The sequence below is a fragment of the Burkholderia sp. BCC1993 genome (assembly GCF_905339865.1).
Taxonomy (GTDB): Bacteria; Pseudomonadota; Gammaproteobacteria; order Burkholderiales; family Burkholderiaceae; genus Burkholderia.
In genome coordinates this window covers 141332-155757 of sequence record NZ_CAJPGZ010000018.1, presented here as the reverse complement: position 1 = coordinate 155757, position 14426 = coordinate 141332, and the positions used below count along the sequence as shown (strand labels likewise).

General features: G+C 67.3%; 15 protein-coding genes. 8 read left to right on the top strand and 7 right to left on the bottom strand.

Translation table 11 applies throughout. The annotated features are described in order from the left end of the window. Window positions 1–74: 74 nt before the first annotated feature. The 4 genes from U4Y91_RS28285 to U4Y91_RS28270 form a co-directional block, all read right to left on the bottom strand. On the bottom strand, window positions 75–698 hold the full coding sequence (locus U4Y91_RS28285; protein WP_321807841.1) for an HAD-IA family hydrolase: 624 nt from the start codon (window positions 696–698) through the stop codon (window positions 75–77). Next, window positions 695–1246, bottom strand: coding sequence for a cysteine hydrolase family protein (locus U4Y91_RS28280; RefSeq protein WP_321807840.1), 552 nt, complete (start codon window positions 1244–1246; stop codon window positions 695–697). Before U4Y91_RS28280 ends, U4Y91_RS28285 begins: the two co-directional genes overlap by 4 nt. Before the next feature lie 65 nt (window positions 1247–1311). Then, window positions 1312–3126, bottom strand: coding sequence for an aminopeptidase P family protein (locus U4Y91_RS28275; protein WP_124487895.1), 1815 nt, complete (start codon window positions 3124–3126; stop codon window positions 1312–1314). Between the two features lie 18 nt (window positions 3127–3144). Continuing rightward, on the bottom strand, window positions 3145–3399 hold the full coding sequence (locus tag U4Y91_RS28270) for a hypothetical protein (protein ID WP_044845896.1): 255 nt from the start codon (window positions 3397–3399) through the stop codon (window positions 3145–3147). A gap of 171 nt (window positions 3400–3570) precedes the next feature. On the opposite strand from U4Y91_RS28270, the gene U4Y91_RS28265 reads away from it, so the two are divergent. The 7 genes from U4Y91_RS28265 to U4Y91_RS28235 all read left to right on the top strand — a co-directional run bounded on the left by U4Y91_RS28265 (window position 3571) and on the right by U4Y91_RS28235 (window position 9681). After that, window positions 3571–4332, top strand: a complete 762-nt coding sequence (locus U4Y91_RS28265; RefSeq protein WP_321807839.1) for a response regulator transcription factor — start codon at window positions 3571–3573, stop codon at window positions 4330–4332. Window positions 4333–4358: 26 nt separating this feature from the next. Then, window positions 4359–5657: a glutamyl-tRNA reductase gene (hemA, locus tag U4Y91_RS28260; RefSeq protein WP_321807838.1), complete on the top strand. Its 1299-nt coding sequence runs from the start codon at window positions 4359–4361 to the stop codon at window positions 5655–5657. A gap of 84 nt (window positions 5658–5741) precedes the next feature. Then, window positions 5742–6824, top strand: coding sequence for a peptide chain release factor 1 (gene prfA, locus U4Y91_RS28255; RefSeq protein ID WP_044845899.1), 1083 nt, complete (start codon window positions 5742–5744; stop codon window positions 6822–6824). Window positions 6825–6831: 7 nt separating this feature from the next. Continuing rightward, window positions 6832–7674 carry a peptide chain release factor N(5)-glutamine methyltransferase gene (gene prmC, locus U4Y91_RS28250; protein ID WP_321807837.1) on the top strand — a complete coding sequence of 281 codons (843 nt, stop codon included), beginning with the start codon at window positions 6832–6834 and terminating at the stop codon, window positions 7672–7674. Between the two features lie 67 nt (window positions 7675–7741). Next, window positions 7742–8053: a Grx4 family monothiol glutaredoxin gene (grxD, locus tag U4Y91_RS28245; RefSeq protein WP_011883132.1), complete on the top strand. Its 312-nt coding sequence runs from the start codon at window positions 7742–7744 to the stop codon at window positions 8051–8053. A gap of 13 nt (window positions 8054–8066) precedes the next feature. Continuing rightward, window positions 8067–8663 (top strand): UbiX family flavin prenyltransferase, encoded by a 597-nt coding sequence (locus U4Y91_RS28240; RefSeq protein WP_175703947.1) that lies wholly within the window; start codon window positions 8067–8069, stop codon window positions 8661–8663. A 226-nt stretch (window positions 8664–8889) separates the two neighbouring features. After that, window positions 8890–9681 (top strand): DODA-type extradiol aromatic ring-opening family dioxygenase, encoded by a 792-nt coding sequence (locus U4Y91_RS28235; RefSeq protein WP_059607887.1) that lies wholly within the window; start codon window positions 8890–8892, stop codon window positions 9679–9681. Between the two features lie 115 nt (window positions 9682–9796). Here U4Y91_RS28235 and U4Y91_RS28230 read toward each other — a convergent pair whose 3' ends face one another. Beyond that, entirely contained in the window at window positions 9797–11395 is a 1599-nt protein-coding gene (locus tag U4Y91_RS28230) for an APC family permease (protein ID WP_321807836.1), read from the bottom strand. A gap of 421 nt (window positions 11396–11816) precedes the next feature. Between U4Y91_RS28230 and U4Y91_RS28225 the strand changes: the two genes are divergently transcribed. Continuing rightward, window positions 11817–12020: a cold-shock protein gene (locus U4Y91_RS28225; protein ID WP_006477070.1), complete on the top strand. Its 204-nt coding sequence runs from the start codon at window positions 11817–11819 to the stop codon at window positions 12018–12020. Between the two features lie 103 nt (window positions 12021–12123). Here the strand turns inward: U4Y91_RS28225 and U4Y91_RS28220 are convergent, their stop codons facing one another. Both U4Y91_RS28220 and U4Y91_RS28215 read right to left on the bottom strand, forming a co-directional pair. Next, window positions 12124–13374, bottom strand: a complete 1251-nt coding sequence (locus U4Y91_RS28220) for an Hsp70 family protein (RefSeq protein WP_321807835.1) — start codon at window positions 13372–13374, stop codon at window positions 12124–12126. Between the two features lie 359 nt (window positions 13375–13733). Beyond that, window positions 13734–14339, bottom strand: a complete 606-nt coding sequence (locus tag U4Y91_RS28215) for a nitroreductase family protein (protein WP_044845905.1) — start codon at window positions 14337–14339, stop codon at window positions 13734–13736. Window positions 14340–14426 lie beyond the last annotated feature (87 nt).

Here is a 14426-nt window from a genome sequence, read left to right as displayed (position 1 = left end):
CGCTTCCGGCTCGGCACAACGAAGAAGCGGGCTCCCGGCCCGCTTTTTTCATCCGGCTGCCGTCCGGCAGCCGCCTATGCGAGCGCGCCCAGCTCGCGCAAACGCGCCTCGGTCGCGGCCGCGCTCGTGTGATGAATGCCCTGCCAGCCGAGTGCCGTCGCGGCCGCCGCGTTCTTCGCGTTGTCGTCGATGAACACGAGTTCGTGCGGCGCGATGCCCGGCAGGTGCGGCTCGATCCGCGCATGCATCTCGCGGTAGATCGCCGGATCGGGTTTCACGAGCTTCACGCGGCCCGACACCACGATGTCCCTGAAGCGCCGCAGCACCGGGAAGTTGTCCCACGCATACGGAAAGGTCTGCGCGGACCAGTTGGTCAGCCCGAAGAGCGGCATCCCCTGCGCATCGAGCCGGTCGACGAGCGCGGCGCCTTCGTCGAGCACGCCGCCGATCATCTCGTGCCAGCGCGCGTAGAACGCACGGATCAGCGTCTCGTGCGCCGGAAACTTCGCGACCAGCTCGCTCGTGCCTTCGTCGATCGTCTGCCCGCCGTCCTGCCGGATCACCCAGTCCATCGCGCACACGTGCGTGAGGAACCAGCGGCGCTCGGCTTCGTCCGGAATCAGTTGCCGGTACAGGTACTCGGGGCTCCAGTCGATCAGCACGCCGCCGAAATCGAACACCACCGCCTTGATCGTCATGCGAACTCCGTGGCGAGCACGTCGGCGAGCGGGCGCGGCGTCACCGCATTGCCCGACAGCGTATTGTTTTCCCACACGAAGTGATGATGCGCGACGATCTGCGCGGCCGACAGGTGCGCGCGCTCGTTCGTCGTGTGCAGGTCGGACACGACGGTCGTCCGGTAGCCGAGCAGTGCCGCGCGGCGCGCGGCCGAATCGACGCAGAACTCGGTCGCATAGCCGCAGATCAGCACCGAACGGATGCCGTGGCCGTCGAGCTGCGCGGCGAGCGGCGTGTCGTGGAACGAATCGCTCACCTGCTTGCGGATGCGCCAGTCGGTGCGACCGACGATCAGTTCCTCATGCAGTTCCCAGCCGGGCGTGCCGGGCACGATGTTGTCGTCCGCATCGCCGTCGTGCTGCACGAAGCACACAGGCGCGTTTGCCGCACGTGCCGCCGCCGTCAGCCGGTTGATGCCCGACACGACGTCGTCGAGCCGGTACGCGGGCCGCGCCCGCTGCACCAGCCCGCGCTGCATGTCGATCACGATCACTGCGGTATCTGCCATCGATGCCCTCCCGGTCGTGGTCCGGCCGTCGCGCAGCCGGCATCTATCGTGTATTGCGCGTTGCGTCAGATCGGCTGCGTGCGCGCGTCGAGCCACGCCTTCGCGTCGCCACTCACGTGCCGGCCGACGCGCTCGCGCACGGTCGCGTGATACGCGTTCAGCCACGCGCGTTCTTCCTCATGCAGCATCTCGATCAGCACGCAGCGCGTGTCGATCGGGCACAGCGTCAGCGTCTCGAACGCGAGGAAGTCGCCGAACTCGGTCTGCCCGCCCGCGCGGTTCACGACCAGGTTTTCGATCCGGATGCCCCATTTGCCGGGCCGGTACACGCCCGGCTCGATCGACGTGATCATCCCCTCTTCCATCGCCGTGTACGGCTCGGCCGGCGCGTAGTGCGAGATGACCTGCGGGCCCTCGTGCACGTTCAGGAAGTAGCCGACGCCGTGACCGGTGCCGTGGCCGTAGTCGAGCCCGGCCGCCCACATCGGCGCGCGCGCGATCGCGTCGAGCATCGGCGAGCGGATGCCGCGCGGGAAGCGTGCGCGCGACAGCGCCATCATCGACTTCAGCACGATCGTGAAATCGCGGCGCTGCAGGTCGCTGACCGTGCCGACCGGCACGACGCGCGTGATGTCGGTGGTGCCGGTCGTGTACTGGCCGCCCGAATCGACGAGCAGCAGGCCATCGCCGGCGATCGTCGCGTGCGACTCGGGCGTCGCGCGATAGTGCGGCATCGCACCGTTCGCGTTGAAGCCGGCGATCGTCGCGAAGCTCGGCGACACGTAGCCGGGGCGCCGTGCGCGCGCGGCCGTGAGTTGCTCGTCGATCGTCAGCTCGGTGATCGTCTCGCGGTTCACCGCCTGCTCGAACCACGCAAAGAATTCGGCGAGCGCGGCGCCGTCGTGCTCCATCGTCACGCGCACGTGCTCGATCTCGGCGGACGTCTTGCGCGACTTCGCGAACGTCGACGGGTTCACGGCCTCGATCAGCTTCACGCCGGCCGGCACGGCCTCGAGCGTGCCGAACGTCACGCGGCGCGGATCGATCAGCAGCGTCGCGCCGTCGGGCAGCGCCGCGAGCGACGCGCGCGCGGCGTCGTACGCGCGGACTTCGACGCCGTCCTGCGCGAGCGACGCGGCCAGCGCCGGCGACACCTTGCCGTCGGCGACGAACAGCGTCGCGCGATCGGCCCCGATCATCGCGTGCGCGACGAACACGGGGTTGAAGTTGACGTCGGCGCCGCGCAGGTTGAACAGCCACGCGAGATCGTCGAGCGTCGACACGAAATGCCATTGCGCGCCCTGCGCGTGCATCGCGCGGCGCACTTCGGCGAGCTTGCTCGCGCGCGTCGTGTCGGCCTGCGGCGCCACGTGCTCGAACACCGCGTCGCCCGGCAGCCCCGGGCGCTCCGGCCAGATCGCGTCGAGCAGGTCGAGATCGGTGCGCAGCGCGATGCCGCGCGCGCTCAGCGCGGCCGTCAGCGCGCGTGCCGCCGCGACGCCGAGCACGGCGCCGTCGACGCCGACCGTCGCCCCGGCCGGCACGTTCTGCGCGAGCCAGTCGACGTGCGGCGCGCTCTGCTGCCCGCCCGTCATCTTCATCAGCTGGACGCCCGTGCCGGCGAGTTCGGCCTCGGCCTGCACCCAGTAGCGGCTGTCGACCCACAAGCCCGCGAAATCCGCGGTCACGACCAGCGTGCCGACCGAGCCCGTGAAACCGGACAGCCAGCGTCGCGCCTGCCAGCGTTCGGGCAGGTACTCGGACAGGTGAGGATCGGCGGACGGCACGAGATAGGCGGCCAGGTCCTCGCGGACCATCGCGCCGCGCAGCAGCGCGAGGCGGGCCGGCACCGACGAGACTTCGGGGAGACGGGCATTCATGATTTCACCTGAGAGCGTTCAGCGACGGGCCGACACGGCGACCGTCACAGCTACGGCGAGGAACGCGACACCGGTGCAGACCGGCCATTCGAGCGTTTCGCCATCGTAAAACAGTCCAGAGAGATTGCCGGCCATGCGCGCGGCGGCGGCACCTGCGATGCCGACCAGCACCACGATCCACCATGCCGGCCGGCCCGTGCGCCGCATCGGATGCAGCCACCGGCCGAACAGCCCGACAGCCGCTCCCAGGACAAGGATTCCAAACCAGTTCATTCGACGCCTTCTATAAATTCAGATTCGTCCCATAGGCGTGAACGTTGCCAGCGGCTAGCATCGATTCATCCATCGAACCCGAGCCCAGCCGGGCGCCGCGAACATTCGAGTGTAGGGGCCGACCCGACGTTATGGCAAGCGCGCACCCGCAGGCGTATTGAAGAAATCCTCATGCGAATCGCTCTCATCGATCCGGAGGCGCATCATGCTGCGCTCCTGAACCACCTGCTGTTCGCCGGCGGTCATGTGTGCCACGCGTTTCCGTCCAGCGCGGCGTTCTTCGAGTGGCTCGCCACCGATACCTGCGACATGCTGATCATCGGCAACTGGGCCGGCGACCAGCCGGCCGAGGAAGTCATTCCGCGGGCGCAGGCGATCCTGCCCGGGCTGCCGGCCATCGCCGTAATGCAGCTGCCGCGCGAAAGCGAAGTCGTGTCGTGCCTGCACGCGGGTGCCGACGACTGCCTCGTGCGCCCGGTGAGCGGCCCCGAGCTGCTCGCACGCGTCAACGCGCTGAGCCGGCGCGCGGGTGTCCGGCGGCCGCCGAATCGCTCGCGCGAAATGTATGGAGAATACGCATTCGATGCGACCCACAGCCTCGTGCGCTTCGGCGATGCGGTCGTCGCGCTCACGCCGAAGGAGTTCCGCTTCGCACAGCTGCTGTTCGCGAACCTGTCGCGGCCCGTGTCGCGCGCCCATATCCTCGAAACGGTGTGGGCCCGCCGCCGCGACATGAAGTCGCGCACGCTCGACACCCATGCGTCCCGGCTGCGCAGCAAGCTGCAGCTGCTTCCAGAGCGCGGCTACCGGCTTCTGCCGCTCTACGGCTACGGCTATCAGCTCGACCGCGTGCCGATCGAGCCCCCAAATTCGAGGCCGCGCCACGCCGATGCCCGGTATGCCGCAAGTGAGGAAATCGCTGAAACGCTATAATATGAGGCTAAACGATAGCCCTCGATATGCAACTCCTCACGATCGGAATCAACCACCACACTGCGCCTGTCGCCCTGCGCGAACGCGTGGCGTTTCCGCTCGAGCAAATCAAGCCGGCTCTCGTCACGTTCAAGAACGTGTTCCTCGGCCCCCAGGCGCCGAATGCGCCCGAAGCGGCCATCCTCTCCACCTGCAACCGCACCGAACTCTATTGCGCGACCGACGATCGGGCCGCCCGCGAGGGTGCGATTCGCTGGCTGTCGGAGTACCACCAGATTCCGGTCGACGAACTCGCCCCGCACGTCTATGCACTGCCGCAATCGGAAGCGGTCCGGCACGCATTCCGCGTCGCGTCGGGTCTCGATTCGATGGTGCTCGGCGAAACGCAGATCCTGGGCCAGATGAAGGATGCGGTGCGCACCGCGACGGAAGCCGGCGCGCTCGGCACCTATCTGAACCAGCTGTTCCAGCGCACATTCGCCGTCGCGAAGGAAGTGCGCGGCACGACCGAGATCGGCGCGCAGTCGGTGTCGATGGCCGCCGCCGCGGTCCGCCTCGCGCAGCGCATCTTCGAAAAGGTGTCGGATCAGCGCGTGCTGTTCATCGGCGCCGGCGAGATGATCGAGCTGTGCGCGACGCACTTCGCCGCGCAGAGCCCGCGCGAGCTCGTCGTCGCGAACCGCACGGCCGAACGCGGCCAGCGGCTCGCCGAACGTTTCAACGGCCGCGCGATGCCGTTGTCGGACCTGCCGGCCCGCATGCACGAATTCGACATTATCGTGTCGTGCACCGCGTCGACGCTGCCGATCATCGGCCTCGGCGCGGTCGAACGTGCGGTGAAGGCACGCCGCCACCGGCCGATCTTCATGGTCGACCTCGCGGTGCCGCGCGACATCGAGCCGGAAGTCGGCAAGCTGAAGGACGTGTTCCTCTACACCGTCGACGATCTCGGTGCGATCGTGCGTGAAGGCAACGCATCGCGCCAGGCCGCGGTTGCACAAGCCGAGACGATCATCGAGACGCGCGTGCAGAACTTCATGCAGTGGCTCGACACGCGCAGCGTCGTGCCGGTGATCCGTCACATGCATACGCAGGCCGACGCGCTGCGCCGCGTGGAAGTCGAGAAGGCGCAGAAGCTGCTCGCGCGCGGCGACGATCCGGCCGCCGTCCTCGAAGCGCTGTCGCAGGCGCTCACCAACAAGCTGATCCACGGCCCGACGAGCGCGCTCAACCGCGTGAACGGCACCGACCGCGATTCGCTGATCGACCTGATGCGCGGCTTCTACCAGCACGCGCCGCGCTCGAACGACCAGTCCGGCCACTAGCGCCGGCCGGTTGCCCTGCCGCCGGCCGCGCGCCGGCTTATCCTTTTCGAATACCCCTTTTGTCCGGGAGCGTCGCTCCACACCATGAAGACGAGCATGCAACGCAAGCTCGACCAGCTGTCTATCCGGCTGGCCGAACTGAACGACCTGCTGAGCCGCGAAAACGTCACGGCCGACCTCGACCAGTACCGCAAGCTGACGCGCGAACACGCGGAACTCGGCCCGGTCGTCGAGCAGTACGCGCTGTGGCGCCAGTCGCGCAGCGACGAGACGGCCGCGCAGGAGCTGGTCGCCGATGCATCGATGCGCGATTTCGCCGAAGACGAGATTCGCAGCGCGCGGGAACGCATGGTTCGCCTCGAAGGCGAGTTGCAGAAGATGCTGCTGCCGAAGGACCCGAACGACGACCGCAACATCTTCCTCGAAATCCGCGCGGGCACCGGCGGCGACGAATCGGCGCTGTTCGCGGGCGACCTGCTGCGCATGTACCTGCGCTTCGCGGAACGGCAGCGCTGGCAGGTCGAGATGATGTCGGAGAGCCCGTCGGATCTCGGCGGCTACAAGGAAGTGATCGTGCGGATCGCCGGCCAGGGCGCTTACTCGCGGCTGAAGTTCGAATCGGGCGGCCATCGCGTGCAGCGCGTGCCGGCGACCGAGACGCAGGGGCGCATCCACACGTCCGCCTGCACGGTCGCGGTGATGCCGGAAGCCGACGAGATCGGCGAGGTCGAGATCAATCCGGCCGACCTGCGGATCGACACGTTCCGCGCGTCGGGCGCGGGCGGCCAGCACATCAACAAGACCGATTCGGCGGTGCGCGTCACGCACATCCCGACCGGGATCGTCGTCGAGTGCCAGGACGACCGCTCGCAGCACAAGAACAAGGATCGCGCGCTGAAGGTGCTCGCCGCGCGCATCAAGGACAAGCAGTATCACGAGCAGCACGCGAAGGAAGCGGCGACGCGCAAGAGCCTGATCGGCTCCGGCGACCGCTCGGAGCGGATCCGCACGTACAACTTCCCGCAGGGCCGGATGACCGACCACCGGATCAACCTCACGCTGTACCGGCTCGAGGCGCTGATGGACGGCGATCTCGACGAACTGATCGGCGCGCTCGTCACCGAGCACCAGGCCGAACTGCTCGCGTCGCTCGGCGACACCGACTGAGGTCGCGATGCCCGACACCACCGCCGACGAACTGCTGCGCGCGTCGCCGCTCGACCCGGTCGATGCGCGCGTGCTCCTCGCGTACGCGCTCGGCTGGACCCGCACGCAGCTGATCACGCGCGGCGACGCCCCGCTCGAGCCCGCCGCGATCGCGCGCTACCGCGCGCTCGAAGCGCGCCGCGTGGCGGGCGAGCCGGTCGCGCAGCTCGTCGGGATGCGCGAATTCTTCGGCCGGCCGTTCGATGTGACGCCCGACGTGCTGATCCCGCGCCCCGAAACCGAACTGCTCGTCGAAGCCGCGCTCGACGCGATCGACGGACGGCCACATCCAGCCGTGCTCGATCTCGGCACCGGCAGCGGCGCGATCGCCGTGTCGATCGCCGCCGAACGGCCCGACGCACGCGTGTGGGCGCTCGACCGCTCATCGGCCGCGCTCGACGTCGCCCGGCGCAACGCGCACAAGCTGCTCGACCCGCGCCGCCCCGGCGGCCCGCTGCAGTGGCTGCAGAGCGACTGGTACGCCGCGCTCGATCCGACGTTCGCGTTCGACACGATCGTCAGCAATCCGCCGTACATCGCGCAGCACGATCCGCACCTCGCGCAGGGCGACCTGCGGTTCGAGCCGCGCGGCGCGCTCACCGACGATGCCGACGGCCTCAGCGCGATCCGCACGATCGTCGCGGGCGCCGGCGCCTACCTGAAACCGGGCGGCACGCTCTGGATCGAGCACGGCTACGACCAGGCCGAAGCCGTGCGTGCCTTGCTCGTGTCACGCGGCTTCGTCGCGGTCGAATCGCTCGCCGATCTCGCCGCGATCGAACGCACCACGGGCGGCCGCCGGCCCGTCTGACGGCCGGCCCGCCCGGTTGAAATCCGCTATCATTTCGTTCTAACGCCCCGCCAACGCAAGGTCAGTCATGGACACCCAACAACGTATCAAGCAAATCGTCGACGAAAACCAGGTCGTGCTCTTCATGAAGGGCAACGCTCAATTCCCGATGTGCGGCTTTTCGGGCCGCGCCGTGCAGGTGCTGAAAGCCTGCGGCGTCGACCAGTTCAAGACGGTCAACGTGCTCGAGGACGACGAGATCCGCCAGGGCATCAAGGAATTCTCGAACTGGCCGACCATCCCGCAGCTGTACGTGAAGGGCGAATTCATCGGCGGCTCGGACATCATGATGGAGATGTACCAGTCGGGCGAACTGCAGCAACTGTTCGCCGCCGCGTAACGCCCCCTTCCCGATGGCATCTCCCAGCGCGCCGCCACGCCGGCTGATCGTCGCGATCACCGGCGCCACCGGCGCGGTCTACGGCGTGCGGCTGCTCGAATTGCTGCGCGCCGCCGGCGGCGTCGAAACGCATCTGCTGGTTTCGAACGCCGGCTGGCTCAATATTCAGCATGAATTGCAGCTGTCGAAGGCCGAAGTCGAAAGCCGGGCGGATGTCGTGCATTCGGTGCGCGATGTCGGCGCGACGATCGCGTCCGGTTCGTTCGCAACCGACGGGATGGTGATCGCCCCCTGCTCGATGAAGACGCTCGCGAGCGTCGCACACGGCCTGTCGGACAACCTGATCACGCGCGCGGCCGACGTCACGCTGAAGGAACGCCGCCGTCTCGTGCTAATGGTGCGCGAAACGCCGTTCAACCTCGCGCATCTGCGCAACATGACCGCCGTGACCGAAATGGGCGGCATCGTGTTTCCGCCGCTGCCCGCGTTCTATGCGATGCCGAAGACGATCGAGGAACTCGTCGACCAGACGGTCACGCGCGTGCTCGACCTGTTCGCGCTCAGCGCACCGATGACGACGCCGTGGGCCGGCATCCGGCCCGCACAGTAAGCCGCTCGACGCGGCGCTTCGGCGCCGTTCTCCACGCATCTTCGTCGATTCCGCCGTCTTCCGGTTCGATCCAGCCACGCCCAGCCTCCTCCCGCCTCCTCCCGCGCACCCGAATCGGCCGAATTATCAACCGTTGCGATTCAATCAAATTCCGGCAAGCCGATTTATCAATATCCGGTGCGCGCCTATAGTCACAGGCAAACCCCTTTTCGCAGGCTCCCCCACCATGAACCGCTTGCCTTCGCTTTACCTGTCACACGGCGCCCCGACGCTGCCGATCGACCCGACGCTGCCGTCCGGCGCATTCACGCACCTCGGCGCCGAATTGCCGCGCCCCCGCGCGGTGCTGATGCTGTCCGCGCACTGGGGCACGCAGCAGCCGGTCGCGAGCGTGGCCGCGCACCCGGAAACGATCCATGACTTCTACGGCTTCCCGCGCGCACTGTACGAGATCCGCTACCCGGCACCGGGCGCGCCCGAGGTCGCCGAGCGGGCGGCCGCGCTGCTGAACGCGGCCGGCATCGCGACCGCGACGACCGAGCATGGCCTCGACCACGGCGCGTGGGTGCCGATGCTGCTGATGTTCCCGGAGGCCGACGTGCCCGTCGCGCAGTTGTCGATCCAGCCGCGTGCGGACGCGGCCCATCACTTCGCGCTCGGCCGCGCGCTGCGGCCGCTGCGCGACGAAGGCGTGATGGTGATCGGCTCGGGCCAGATCACGCACAACCTGCGCGCGGCCGATTTCAGCGCGGCGCCCGAGGATGCGGACCCGCGCGTCGCGGAATTCACCGACTGGTTCGAGGCGAAGCTCGCCGCGCGCGACGTCGACGCGCTGCTCGACTATCGCCGGCAGGCGCCGCACGCGGCGCTGATGCATCCGACCGACGAGCACCTGCTGCCGGTGTTCACCGCGCTCGGCGCGGCCGACGACGACTACCAGCTCGGCATCCAGTCGCTCGGCACGTATCAACGCGTGCTCGCGATGACGAACTACGTGTTCGCGAGCGCGGCCGCCTGAATCGCGCGACACGGCGACACAAGCGCCGAGCGCAAATAAAAAGCCCGCCCGAGCATCGCTCGGACGGGCTTTTTTGCGCTTCCTGCCACCGCCGATTCCGGTGGCAGGTCAGGCGTCAGGCACCGACCCCTTCAAGGATCTCGTCGTGCGCCTCGCGCTCGTCGAGATACTGGGTCCGGTAACCGGTGTTCACACCCCAGAAGTAGAACACCAGCGAGATTGCCGCGACGATCAGCATGTCCCAGCCGTACGGCAGCACGCCGTGACCGCCGAATTCCTTGCTGCCGATCAGCGACAGCACGGCCATCGTCGGCAGGTACGCGACCAGCCACCATGCGGCCTTCAGGTCGGCACCCCAGCCGGTCCAGCCCGACTTCGCCTGGAAGTAGAAATACACCGGCAGAGCGACGATCATCAGCAGGATGATTTCGCCCGTCAGCGGCCACTTCGCCCAGTACAGGATCAGCGACGCGCAGACGAACGCGAACGGTGCGATCAGCTTCATCAGCGGGATCGACAGCGGACGCTCGATGTCGGTCGCCGCGCGGCGCAGCGCCATCAGGCTGATCGGGCCGGTCAGGTACGAGATCACCGTTGCGACCGAGATCACGGCCGCGAGCGAGCTCCAGCCGCGGAAGAAGAACAGGAAGATGAACGACACGAGCAGGTTGAACCACATCGCCTGGCGCGGCACACCGTAGATCGGGTGCACGTTGCCGAACATCTTCGGCATCGTGTTGTTGCGCTCCATCGCGTAGATCATGCGGGTGGTGGTCGCCATGTAGGTCGTACCGGTGCCGCTCGGGCTGATGAACGCGTCGACATACAGCAGGATCGCGAGCCAGTTCAGGTTCAGCGCGATCGCGAGTTCGGCGAACGGCGACGAGAAGTTGAACTGCGACCAGCCCTTCGCGACGTCGGCCGGATTCACCGAACCGATGTACGCCATTTGCAGCAGCACGTAGATCACGAGTGCGATCAGGATCGACGTGATCACCGCGAACGGCACGCTGCGCGACGGATTGCGCGCTTCACCGGCCAGGTTCACCGGGCTCTGGAAGCCGTTGAATGCGAACACGATACCGCTCGTCGCGACCGCGGTCAGCACGGCCGACCAGCCGTACGGCGCGAAGCTTGCATTCGATGCAGTGCCGAGGTTTTCCGAGTGGAAGCTCGACAGCATCAGGCCGAGGATCGTGAGGCCGGGAATCAGGAACTTGAAGATCGTGATCGCGGTGTTCGCACGTGCGAAGGCCTTGACGCCCCAGTAGTTCAGCAAGAAGTAAATGACGACCAGCACGGCCGACAGCAGCAGGCCGGGTGTCGTCAGCTCGCCGTTCACGAACAGCGCATGCGCCCACGGATACTGCCACGTGCTCATGTACTGGATCGACGCTTCCGCCTCGATCGGGATCACCGATACGATCGCGATCCAGTTCGCCCACGCGCTGATGAAGCCCACCAGCGAACCGTGCGAGTAGCGCGCGTAGCGCACCATGCCGCCCGACTCGGGGAACATCGCACCCAGTTCAGCATACGTCAGCGCAATCGCGAGAATCACGACCGCGCCGATGATCCATGCGCAAATCGCCGCCGGACCGGCAATCTTCGCAGCCTTCCAGGCGCCGAACAGCCAGCCCGAACCGATAATCGAACCCAGCCCCGTCAGCATCAGTGCAAACGGGCCGATGTTCCGTTGAATAGAACTCTTCACATCCTCTCCTATGTCTCAAAAAGCATGGTCGGCCCGCGGTCCGGGATCGGCTCGGACAGCAGCGCGCATGCAATTTTGGGGGGAAGGATCACCCGATCGGGGCAACCCGTCCACGCGGCGCGTAGTTTAACGGTTGCACCTGCAGGTTGGCGCCAAAATCGTTCGGCCCCTACAAAAAAGTCGCATCGTTTGCAAGGTTTGTAAACCTTAACCCCGCAATAACCCTGAGTGCATGGAAATCCGGTTGACCGCGCGACCGATTACCCGTATAAACAACGTTGCAGGATTTCAAGCGGCGAGTGAATTGGTTCTTTCGTAGTTCGCCCATCAACGGTACTCCGGTTGGTCCCATTACCCCCTTCCTTGATTTTCCGCACCCCATGGGCCTCGGCCCCGTTTTATCTTTTTAGGAACAAGTAACATGGCAACCGGTACCGTCAAGTGGTTCAATGACGCAAAGGGCTTCGGCTTCATCACCCCGGAAGGCGGCGGCGACGATCTGTTCGCGCACTTCTCGGAAATCCGCGTCGAAGGCTTCAAGACGCTGCAAGAAAACCAGAAGGTTGAATTCGAAGTGAAGACGGGCCCGAAGGGTCTGCAAGCTGCGAACATCCGTCCGGTCTAAGTTCGGCGCGATAATTCGTGTAAAAAAGCCCCGCTTCGGCGGGGCTTTTTGTTTTCCGGCGCGGGCAGCCATGCGGCGGCCGCCGATCGAGAATGGCCTCCGGTCAGCCGAACAGCCGCTGCGCGTGAATGCCGAGCCCGGTCGCGACGCTCGCGAGGCGATCGCCGAACACCGGCTGCGCGTCCGGGAATGCGCCGGCGAGCGCCCCCGACAGGAACGCGAGCCCGGTCGAGCCGCCGGTGAAATACAGCGCGCCGACGTCACGCGGCGCGACGCCCGCCAGCCGCACCGTTTCGCGCGCGGCATCGACGATGCGCGCCGTGTCGTCGACGCTCGCGTCGACAAGGCGCTCGGCGTCGAACGCGATCTGCAGATCCTCTTCCACGTCGTTCAGGTCGATCATCGTCTCCCCGCCCGCCGCCACGCCGATCTTCGCTTCTTCCGCGCGCGCCATCAGCGCATGCCCGAGCCGCTGCTCGACCACGCGCGTGAGCCGGTCGTACTGCCGTACGTCCTGGTACAGGTGCTTCATCAGCTTCAGCTCGCCCAGCCGCTTCGGCGTGTAGACCGTGTTGATGAGGTGCCAGGTCGCCAGGTCGAAGTAGATCCGGTTCGGCAGCTCGCGCCCCTCGGAATCGAGCGAGCGGTAGCCGAACGCCGGCAGGATCGCCGCCAGCTCGACGCGCCGGTCGTAGTCGGTGCCCGCGACATGCACGCCGTGGTGCGCGAGCACGTCGTCCTTGCGCTCGAGGCGCGCCATCCGCTCCGGCCCGACGCGCACCAGCGAGAAGTCCGACGTACCGCCGCCGATGTCGGCGACCAGCACGAGCCGCTCGGCCTGCTGACGCGACTCGTAGTCGAACGCGGCCGCGATCGGTTCGTACTGGAAATGCACGTCCGCGAACCCGACCGACTGCGCGGCCGCTTCGAGCTGGTCCTGCGCGAGACGGTCGGCGCGCGGATCGTCGTCGACGAAGAACACCGGCCGGCCGAGCACCGCGCGGCCGATCGGCGCGCCGGCGCGCGCTTCGGCCTTGCGTTTCAGGTGCGTCAGGAAGCGCGCGATGATCTCCGTGTACGCCATCGCGCTACCGTCGCCGAGATCGGTCGTGGTTTCCGCGAGCGGCGAGCCGAGGATGCTCTTCATCGAGCGCATCAGGCGGCCGTCGAAACCATCGATATAGGACGCGAGCGCCGCGCGGCCGTATTCGACCGTCTGCTCGTCGTTGTTGAAGAAGATCGCGGTGGGCAGCGTCAGGTGGTCGCCCTCGACGGGCGCGAGGCGCATGCCGTCGCCGTCGGGCAGGGCCACGGCGGAATTGGACGTGCCGAAATCGATCGCGCAGTAAGTCATGGGAAGGTGCCGCAGCATGGCCGGCGCGAAAACGGAAAGGACGGGCTTTTTAACATGAAGCCCGCCGGATCACAACCGGGGGCGGCCGCCGATGCGGTGCAACCGGCCCGGGGCGGAGATCAGGCGCACCTGCGGCACGCCGGCGACAGGTGCAGACGGGGTGCCCGACGCACCCCGCCGCCCGCTTGCAGCGCACCGGCAACGGGTACGGACAGGGTGCTCGACGCGCCCCGGCGCCCGCTTGCGGCACACCAGCGACAGGTGCAGACGGGGGGCCCGACGCGCCCCGCCGCCCGCTCGCAGCGCACCGGCAACAGGTGCGGACAAGGTGCTCGACGCACGCCTGCCCGCTTGCGCCATCAGGCTGCGGCGTCGAAACCCTTCTTCCATGCGCCCGCATACACGACCTCGCCGATCGCATGGCGCGTGCGCGGCGCCTTTTCGCGTTCGCGCAACACCGGGTCGAGCTTGTCGACGTTGCCGTAGTGGCCGAGCGAAATGATCGCCGGAATCGCGACGTCGGCCGGAATCTCGAACGCATCGCGGAACGCCTTCGCATCGAAGCCGCTCATCTGGTGCGCGGCGAGACCCAGCGCGTGCGCCTGCAGCACCAGCGACATCGCGGCCGCGCCCGCATCGTACAGCGCGGTCGGCGCCGGCTCGCCCTTCGGCGTGAGCGTATGCGCGGTCACGGCGATCAACACCGGCGCCGGCGCGTTCCAGCCCTGGTTGAACGGCACCAGGGTCGCGAATGCGTGCTTGAACGCCGCTTCGTCCTGCGTGCGATCGAACACGATGAAGCGCCACGGTTGCGCGTTGTAGGCGGACGGCGCCCAGCGCGCCGCTTCGAGCACCGCGTGCAGATCGGCGGCGCTGATCGGCTCGTCCGAATACGCGCGCGGGCTCCAGCGGCCGGCGATCAGGTCGTGAATCGAAACAGTGGTGGGAGCAGGTTTGACGGACATGCGGTTCCTCGCTGACATCGATGAAGGGGCGCGAACGCCCGGCGAACCGCAAGCATAACCGCTTGAGCCGTCGCGCGCCCGGTCATC

Coding starts and splice junctions, on each gene's coding strand:
- U4Y91_RS28285 (WP_321807841.1), bottom strand. CDS start 698: ATGACGATCAAGGCGGTGGTGTTCGATTTCGGCGGCGTGCTGATCGAC.
- U4Y91_RS28280 (WP_321807840.1), bottom strand. CDS start 1,246: ATGGCAGATACCGCAGTGATCGTGATCGACATGCAGCGCGGGCTGGTG.
- U4Y91_RS28275 (WP_124487895.1), bottom strand. CDS start 3,126: ATGAATGCCCGTCTCCCCGAAGTCTCGTCGGTGCCGGCCCGCCTCGCG.
- U4Y91_RS28270 (WP_044845896.1), bottom strand. CDS start 3,399: ATGAACTGGTTTGGAATCCTTGTCCTGGGAGCGGCTGTCGGGCTGTTC.
- U4Y91_RS28265 (WP_321807839.1), top strand. CDS start 3,571: ATGCGAATCGCTCTCATCGATCCGGAGGCGCATCATGCTGCGCTCCTG.
- hemA (WP_321807838.1), top strand. CDS start 4,359: ATGCAACTCCTCACGATCGGAATCAACCACCACACTGCGCCTGTCGCC.
- prfA (WP_044845899.1), top strand. CDS start 5,742: ATGAAGACGAGCATGCAACGCAAGCTCGACCAGCTGTCTATCCGGCTG.
- prmC (WP_321807837.1), top strand. CDS start 6,832: ATGCCCGACACCACCGCCGACGAACTGCTGCGCGCGTCGCCGCTCGAC.
- grxD (WP_011883132.1), top strand. CDS start 7,742: ATGGACACCCAACAACGTATCAAGCAAATCGTCGACGAAAACCAGGTC.
- U4Y91_RS28240 (WP_175703947.1), top strand. CDS start 8,067: ATGGCATCTCCCAGCGCGCCGCCACGCCGGCTGATCGTCGCGATCACC.
- U4Y91_RS28235 (WP_059607887.1), top strand. CDS start 8,890: ATGAACCGCTTGCCTTCGCTTTACCTGTCACACGGCGCCCCGACGCTG.
- U4Y91_RS28225 (WP_006477070.1), top strand. CDS start 11,817: ATGGCAACCGGTACCGTCAAGTGGTTCAATGACGCAAAGGGCTTCGGC.
- U4Y91_RS28220 (WP_321807835.1), bottom strand. CDS start 13,374: ATGACTTACTGCGCGATCGATTTCGGCACGTCCAATTCCGCCGTGGCC.
- U4Y91_RS28215 (WP_044845905.1), bottom strand. CDS start 14,339: ATGTCCGTCAAACCTGCTCCCACCACTGTTTCGATTCACGACCTGATC.